This window comes from Gordonia sp. NPDC003376, assembly GCF_053589235.1.
Genome location: NZ_JBSFRM010000001.1, coordinates 442,553 through 442,790 on the forward strand (window position 1 = coordinate 442,553; position 238 = coordinate 442,790).

Genomic DNA, 238 nt, shown 5'->3' on the forward strand with positions numbered 1-238 from the left:
ACCGAGCGCAGCGAGGACCCGAGTCGAAACCCCGCGAGCCGCCAATACCCGCAACCACCTCCGAGGTGCTCACCCACCGAACCCAGCCGACAGAGGTTTCCACACGCCCCCGTCGCCACGCTCCTCAGCGACTCAACCACCCACCACCCGTTGATGGTTGAGCCGGGACCGAGCGCAGCGAGGACCCGAGTCGAAACCCGGCGAGCCGCCAATGCCCGCAACCACCTCCGAGGTGCTC